Source organism: Alsobacter sp. R-9 (assembly GCF_054612375.1).
The window spans coordinates 292,299-298,858 of record NZ_JBTSWJ010000006.1; the positions used below are offsets into that span (position 1 = coordinate 292,299).

General features: G+C 71.5%; 9 protein-coding genes. 6 read left to right on the forward strand and 3 right to left on the reverse strand.

The window, feature by feature from the left end; translation table 11 throughout:
- Positions 1–11: 11 nt before the first annotated feature.
- Together ACX9GQ_RS12405 and ACX9GQ_RS12410 are read right to left on the reverse strand one after the other, a co-directional pair.
- Positions 12–731 (reverse strand): DNA-3-methyladenine glycosylase I, encoded by a 720-nt coding sequence (locus ACX9GQ_RS12405; RefSeq protein ID WP_459629856.1) that lies wholly within the window; start codon positions 729–731, stop codon positions 12–14.
- A complete protein-coding gene (locus ACX9GQ_RS12410; RefSeq protein WP_459629857.1) occupies positions 728–1,885 on the reverse strand; it encodes an aminotransferase in 1,158 nt (385 codons plus the stop codon). Before ACX9GQ_RS12410 ends, ACX9GQ_RS12405 begins: the two co-directional genes overlap by 4 nt.
- Positions 1,886–2,041: 156 nt before the next feature.
- Between ACX9GQ_RS12410 and ACX9GQ_RS12415 the strand changes: the two genes are divergently transcribed.
- The 4 genes from ACX9GQ_RS12415 to ACX9GQ_RS12430 all read left to right on the forward strand — a co-directional run bounded on the left by ACX9GQ_RS12415 (position 2,042) and on the right by ACX9GQ_RS12430 (position 4,390).
- Positions 2,042–2,521, forward strand: a complete 480-nt coding sequence (locus ACX9GQ_RS12415; protein WP_459629858.1) for an SRPBCC family protein — start codon at positions 2,042–2,044, stop codon at positions 2,519–2,521.
- 27 nt (positions 2,522–2,548) lie between these two features.
- Positions 2,549–2,902 (forward strand): DUF1428 domain-containing protein, encoded by a 354-nt coding sequence (locus ACX9GQ_RS12420; RefSeq protein ID WP_459629859.1) that lies wholly within the window; start codon positions 2,549–2,551, stop codon positions 2,900–2,902.
- Between the two features lie 118 nt (positions 2,903–3,020).
- On the forward strand, positions 3,021–4,079 hold the full coding sequence (locus tag ACX9GQ_RS12425; protein ID WP_459629860.1) for an LLM class flavin-dependent oxidoreductase: 1,059 nt from the start codon (positions 3,021–3,023) through the stop codon (positions 4,077–4,079).
- A 14-nt stretch (positions 4,080–4,093) separates the two neighbouring features.
- Entirely contained in the window at positions 4,094–4,390 is a 297-nt protein-coding gene (locus ACX9GQ_RS12430) for a hypothetical protein (protein ID WP_459629861.1), read from the forward strand.
- A 19-nt stretch (positions 4,391–4,409) separates the two neighbouring features.
- On the opposite strand, the gene ACX9GQ_RS12435 is transcribed toward ACX9GQ_RS12430, so the two are convergent.
- The gene (locus ACX9GQ_RS12435; RefSeq protein ID WP_459629862.1) at positions 4,410–4,847 is read right to left on the reverse strand and encodes an Lrp/AsnC family transcriptional regulator; all 438 of its coding nucleotides are present in this window, start codon (positions 4,845–4,847) and stop codon (positions 4,410–4,412) included.
- 149 nt (positions 4,848–4,996) lie between these two features.
- On the opposite strand from ACX9GQ_RS12435, the gene rocF reads away from it, so the two are divergent.
- A complete protein-coding gene (gene rocF, locus ACX9GQ_RS12440) occupies positions 4,997–5,923 on the forward strand; it encodes an arginase (protein ID WP_459629863.1) in 927 nt (308 codons plus the stop codon).
- A 1-nt stretch (position 5,924) separates the two neighbouring features.
- On the forward strand, positions 5,925–6,560 hold a 636-nt coding region (locus ACX9GQ_RS12445; protein ID WP_459629864.1), incomplete at its 3' end, for a Rossmann-fold NAD(P)-binding domain-containing protein.

The following is a 6,560-nucleotide window of genomic DNA, read 5'->3' on the forward strand; positions in this document are numbered from 1 at the left end:
AGCGGCCCCGCTCAAGCCTCCCCGTCCGGCCGCGCCAGAAGCGCCTCTGCCGCCCTGTTTTCGCCCACCGACAGGGCGCAGATGCGCGACAGGTGGACGTAGGGCAGTCCGGTCTCCTTCGCCCACGCGTTGAACTGTGCCTGGACCTTCGCGAAGTCCCCGCGCGATGTCGGCTGCTCGGCGATGTCGAGCCCGGCGTCCCGCAGGCAGGCGACGACGTCGCGCGAGAGGACGAAACCGTCCCAGCCGAGGAAACGCAGCAGCATCTGTCCGGTGTTGCCTCCGAGCCGGCTGCCCTTCTTCGCCAGCACCTGCAGCAGCCCCACCTCGTCGTCGGCCGGCCAAGCCGCGAGGAAGCGGCCGAAGCTGCCGTGCTCGCGCGCCACCGCGGAGACGAAACCGGCGTTCTCGCGGACGGAGAGGATCTTCGCGCCGTTGCGCACGATCCGCCGGTCCCGCATGAGGTCGTCCCAGAACTCGTCGGGCTGGAACGCGAGCGCCGAGGGCGAGAAGCCGAGGAACGCCTCCTCGAAGCCCGGCCACTTCGCGTCGATGACGCTCCACGCGAAGCCGCTGCAGAACACGCGGCGTGCCATCTCCGCCAGCACGCGGTCGTCGGCGAGCGCCGCCACCGCGTCACGCGACGGCGCCTTCGGCAGCAGCGCCCGCAGCGCCTTCGCGCCGCCCTTGCGCGCCTCGGCGCGTGCGAGGATCGCCTTGAACGCCGTCACGGCGCGACCTCCTCGACCCGTCGAACCGGGGCCCGTTCGAACCGCCTGAGGAAGGCCGACATCCGTTCCAGCCCGGCCGCGATGATCTCCGGCGCGTTGGCGTAGCCGATGCGTACGGTCCCCTCCATGCCCATGGCCGAACCCGGGGTCAGCATCACGCCCGTTTCCTCCAGCAGCGCCACGCAGAAGTCGCGCGACGGCATGTCGACGTGAAGCCGCAGCAGCGCCGTCGTGCCCGACCGGGGCCTGACCCAGGAGACGAGCGGTTCGCCCTCCACCCATTCCGACAGAAGCGCCAGGTTGCCGCGCGTGATCGCCCGGCTGCGGGCGAGCACCGCATCGCGGTTCTCCAGCGCTAGCGTGGCGAAGTGGTCGTCGAGCATGCCGACCGAGATGGTGTTGTAGTCGCGGTGGATCGACACCGCCTCCAGCACCTCGCGCGGCCCCGCGACCCAGCCGAGCCGGAGCCCGGCGAGCGAGAACGCCTTCGACATGCCCGCCGTGCTGATCCCCTTCTCGTAGAGGTCGGCCATGGACGCCGTCATCCCGCCGCCCTCCTGGTCCGTGCCGCGGTAGACCTCGTCGGCGAGCACGTAGGCTCCGGCATCGCGGGCGATGGCGGCGATCGCCTCCAGCATCGGCCGGTCCATCAGAGCCCCCGTGGGATTGTTGGGGTTGGTGAAGGCGATCAGGCGCGTGCCGGGCGTCGCCAGCGCCCGCAACTCGTCGAGATCGGGCATGAAGCCGTTCTCCTCTCGCAGCCGCAGGAGCCGCATGTCGGCGCCGAGGCTCTCGGGGATCGAGACGTGCTGCTGGTACGTCGGCACGGCGGCGACCACGCGGTCCCCGGCCGACACCAGCGCCTGGTGGACGAGCGCGTTGGCGCCGGCCGTGCCGTGCGCCACGATGACGGAATGGCGGTGCTGGCGCTCGTAGAGGGCGGCGATGGCGTCACGCAGCCGGTCCGACCCTTCGATGGCACCATAGGTCATCTTCAGGGCGAGGAGCTCGGACAGGTCGTCGTGGTTGCGGCCCGCGAGCGCCAGCAGCGCCCCGATGGTGAGGCTCTCGACGCAGGTCTCCGCGAGGTTGAGCTCGCAGCGCGTCTCGTAGGCGTTCATCCAGATCTCGACGCCGAACGGTTCGATCCGCATGGCCACCTCCTCGCTGTCGACGGCGGCACGATAAACCGACTGGCGCGACGGTGGCGAGGCGACGATGATCCCGCCGGTGGAACCCGGCCCCCCGTCAAGGACTTGACGCTCGACCGTCCGGGTCCCCTCGATGCCACGACCCACAGGAGACTGCCGATGTCGACCGCACCCTCCGCCGGCGACGACCGCGACCTCGTGTTCTCCCGCGTCATCGACGCACCGCGCGCCGCCGTCTGGCGCTGCTGGACCGAGCCCGAGCTGATGAAGCGCTGGTTCACGCCGGCACCGTGGCAGACCATCCATGCCGAGGTCGACCTGCGCCCCGGCGGCACCAACCGGGTCGTGATGCGTGGCCCCGACGGGACCGAGGCGCCGCATACGGGCGTCTACCTGGAGGTGGTGCCGGAGCGGAAGCTCGTCTTCACGGATGCCTTCAGCGAGGCGTGGGCCCCGTCGGGGAAGCCCTTCATGGTCGGGATCATCACGCTGGAGGACACGGGCGACGGCCGGACCTTGTACCACGCGCTCGTGCGACACTGGACGCTGGAGGACCGGGACGGGCACCTCGCCATGGGGTTTCACGAGGGGTGGGGGAAGGCCGCCGAACAACTGGAGGCCACTGCGCGTTCGCTCTGACATCGCAGGCATGATGGGAGAGACGGCATGGCCTATGTCGACGGTTTCGTCGCCGCCGTTCCGACGGCACGCAAGGAAGACTACCGGGCCCACTGCGAGAAGGCGGCGGGCGTCATCCGGGAATACGGAGCGCTCAGCGTGGTCGAGTGCTGGGGCGACGACGTGCCCGAGGGCAAGCTCACCTCGTTCCCGATGGCCGTGAAGCGCAACGGCGACGAGACGGTGGTGTTCTCCTGGGTCCTGTGGCCCGACAAGCGGACCCGCGATGACGGCATGGCGCGGATGATGAAGGACCCGCGCATGTCGCCCGAGACGAACCCCATGCCCTTCGACGGCAAGCGGGTCATCTACGGCGGCTTCGAGGTCCTCGTCGACGGCTGATGCGCGGTGCCCGGCGGCGCTTTGCGGACGGGCAAGCCCCGGCTTGCGCCGGGCACGTTGCGTTCGGCGCCGCCGCGGACCACGGTGTCGGCCTGCGGCGCAGGACGGGAGCACGGGCATGGCGGTCGAGATCGGTCTCTACACCTTCGGTGACGTCGGCCTCGATCCGAAGTCCGGGAACGCCGTGACGCCGCAGCTGCGGCTCGCGAACCTCGTCGACGAGATCGCGCTCGCCGACGCCTCGGGCCTCGACGTCTTCGGGCTCGGCGAGCACCACCGTCCGGACTACGCCGTGTCGGCGCCCGCCGTCGTGCTGGGCGCGGCCGCGGTGCGGACCTCGCGCATCCGCCTGACGAGCGCCGTCACGGTGCTGAGCTCGGACGATCCGATCCGCGTGTTCCAGCAGTTCTCGACGGTCGACAACCTCAGCGGCGGCCGCGCCGAGATCATGGCGGGGCGCGGCTCCTTCATCGAGTCGTTCCCGCTGTTCGGCCACGACCTCGACGACTACGACACGCTCTTCTCGGAGAAGCTGCAGATGCTGCTGGCGATCCGCGCGGAGGAGCGGCTCAGCTGGCCGGGCAGCCGCCACACGCCCGCCGTGCCCGACCGCGGCGTCTATCCGCGCCCCGTGCAGGACCCCCTGCCCGTCTGGATCGCGGTCGGCGGCACCCCGCAGTCCGTGGTGCGCGCGGGCGCGCTCGGCCTGCCGCTGGCCTTGGCCATCATCGGCGGCGAGCCCGCCCGCTTCGCCCCCCTCTTCGACCTCTACCGCAGGGCTGCCGCGCAGGCCGGCCACGCGCCGCAGCGGCTGCGCACATCCCTCAACGTCCACGGCTTCGTCGGCGCCACGAGCCAGCAGGCGGCGGACGTCTTCTATCCCGCGCAGGCCGAGGTGATGAACCGCATCGGCCGCGAGCGCGGCTGGGCGCCGGGCGGCCGGGCGCAGTTCGACGCCGCGCGCAGCCCCTCGGGCGCCCTCTTCGTCGGCAGCCCGGCCGAGGTGACCGACAAGATCCTCGCCTGCCACGAGATCTTCCGCTTCGACCGCATCCTGATCCAGATGGCGATCGGCGTTCTCGACCACGCCGACCTCTGCCGCGCCATCGAGCTGCTGGCGACCCGCGTGGCCCCAGAGGTCCGCAAGGCAACCGCGGGGACGCCGGTCGCCGCCTGACACGGGAGACCGACATGACGCTCGAGGGCTTCGCGGACAGCCTGTCGCAGCCGATCCCGCCCGCCGACCTGACGCCGGCCCTCCTCGGCCTGTGGCACGACGCGCGGGGGGACTGGGATGGCGCCCACCGCTGCGTGCAGGACGACGAGACGCCCGACGGTTCCTGGGTGCACGCCTACCTCCACCGCAAGGAGGGCGACCTCGGCAATGCCGGCTACTGGTACCGCCGCGCCGGCCGCGCCGTCGCCTCGGGTCCGCTCGCCGACGAGTGGGCGGCGATCGCCCGCGACCTCCTCGCCCACCGCACCTGACGCAGGGGCCAACGCGGCCTCAGAGCCGTGCGCGGGTGCTGCGTGGCGTCGCCAGCAGCAGCGTCGTCTCCGACCCGGTGATCCCCGGCACGAGACGCAGCCGGCTCAGCACCGCGTCGAGGTCCGTCAGGCTCTGCGCGGAGAGTTCCACCACGAGGTCCCAGCGGCCATTGGTGGTGTGCACGGCGCCGATTTCGGCGAAGCCGGCGAGCGCGTCGATCACCCGGTCCTTCATCCGCCCCTCGACCTCGATCATGGTGAGGCCGCGCACAGGCTGCGCCACGGCGTCGGCCCGCAGCACGACGGTGTAGCCGATGATCTCGCCGGTCGCCTCCAGCCGCTCCAGCCGCGCCCGCACCGTCGCCCGGCTCACGCCGAGCTCCGCCGCCATGGCCGAGAGGCTGCGCCGCCCGTCGTGGCGCAGGATCGAGATCAGCCGGCCGTCGAGATCGTCCATGGTACCAGTTTGTACAGTCGGGCCCTCCGGATTGGCAAGAAAGACCGCGCTTTTCGACAGCTTGCTCCGTTCAGACCGCCGGCGAAGACGGCTACACTGTTGGCCGTGGCGGCCGAAGTCCCGGCCGGCCCGGCGGGAGGGAGCCCCGGATGGACAAGACCTGCGTGCTGATCGGGGCGCCCGTGCAGTCGGGCACCGGACGCCTCGGCTGCGACATGGGCCCGAGCGCATTCCGCGCCGCCGGCATCGGCCAGGCCCTCGCCGACCTCGGCTACCGGGTCGACGATCGCGGGAATCTTGCCCCGCCCGCCTTCTCGCCGGTCTCCCACCCCAACCCGGTCATCCTGCATCTCGGCGAGATCGCCGCGTGGACGAAGCTCCTCGCCGACGTCGCCTTCGAGGCGAGCGGGGCCGGGATGCCGATCTTCCTCGGCGGCGACCACAGCCTCTCCGCCGGCACCATGGCCGGCCTCGGCCGCCGCGCCGCGGCCGAGGGGCGCGAGCTCTTCGTGCTGTGGCTCGACAGCCACCCCGACCTGCACACGCTGCAGTCGACGACGAGCGGCAACCTGCACGGCGTGCCGGTGGCCTACGCCATGGGCCGGCCGGGCTTCGACGGGTTCTTCCCGCCGCTGCCCGTGCCGCTGAAGCCGTCGAACGTGTGCATGATCGGCCTGCGCAGCGTCGACCCGGAGGAGCGCCGCTTCCTGCGCGACGGCGCGGTGCGTGTGCACGACATGCGTGCCATCGACGAGAACGGCCTGAGCATCCTTCTGGCGCCGTTCCTCGACCTCGTGCGCAGCCGCAACGGCCTCCTGCACGTGAGCCTCGACGTCGACTTTCTCGACCCCGGCATCGCGCCGGGCGTGGGCACCACGGTGCCCGGCGGCATGACCTTCCGCGAGGCCCACCTCGTCATGGAGATGCTGCACGACAGCGGCCTCGTGACGAGCCTCGACCTCGTCGAGCTCAACCCCTTCCTCGACGAGCGCGGCCGCACCGCGCTGCTGCTCGTCGACCTCGTCGCGAGCCTGATGGGCCGCCGTGTCCTCGATCGTCCGACCCGGAGCTACTGACGTGAACGCCCTCATCCCCGTGGCGAAGCTGAACGTCGTCCCCTTCGTCAGCGTGCACAACATGATGCGGCTGGTGAACGCGGTCGGCATCGAGCGCTCGCTCGCCGAGCTCGCGGCCTTCATCGAGGAGGACTTCCGCCGCTGGGGAAGCTTCCACAAGACGCCCCGCATCGCCTCGCACAGCGTCGACGGCGTGATCGAGTTGATGCCGACCAGCGACGGCACCACCTACGGCTTCAAGTACGTCAACGGCCATCCGAAGAACATGCGGGCCGGCCTGCAGACGGTGACGGCCTTCGGCATGCTCGCCGACGTGGCGACCGGCTACCCGGTGCTGTTCACCGAGATGACGATCCTCACCGCCCTGCGCACCGCCGCGACCTCCGCCATGGCGGCGCGCCGGCTGGCGCCCGCGGGGGCGCGGACCATGGCGGTCATCGGCAACGGCGCGCAGGCGGGCTTCCAGGCGCTGGCCTTCCGCACCCTGCTCGGCATCGACCACGTGCGCCTCTACGACATCGACCCGCAGGCGAGCGCCACCTGCGCCCGGAACCTCGCGCGACACGGCCTCGCCTCGACGATCTGCCGCAGCGCCTTCGAGGCCGTCGAGGGGGCACAGGTCATCACCACCGCCACC

Coding starts and splice junctions, on each gene's coding strand:
- ACX9GQ_RS12430 (WP_459629861.1), top strand. CDS start 4,094: ATGACGCTCGAGGGCTTCGCGGACAGCCTGTCGCAGCCGATCCCGCCC.
- rocF (WP_459629863.1), top strand. CDS start 4,997: ATGGACAAGACCTGCGTGCTGATCGGGGCGCCCGTGCAGTCGGGCACC.
- ACX9GQ_RS12420 (WP_459629859.1), top strand. CDS start 2,549: ATGGCCTATGTCGACGGTTTCGTCGCCGCCGTTCCGACGGCACGCAAG.
- ACX9GQ_RS12410 (WP_459629857.1), bottom strand. CDS start 1,885: ATGCGGATCGAACCGTTCGGCGTCGAGATCTGGATGAACGCCTACGAG.
- ACX9GQ_RS12415 (WP_459629858.1), top strand. CDS start 2,042: ATGTCGACCGCACCCTCCGCCGGCGACGACCGCGACCTCGTGTTCTCC.
- ACX9GQ_RS12435 (WP_459629862.1), bottom strand. CDS start 4,847: ATGGACGATCTCGACGGCCGGCTGATCTCGATCCTGCGCCACGACGGG.
- ACX9GQ_RS12425 (WP_459629860.1), top strand. CDS start 3,021: ATGGCGGTCGAGATCGGTCTCTACACCTTCGGTGACGTCGGCCTCGAT.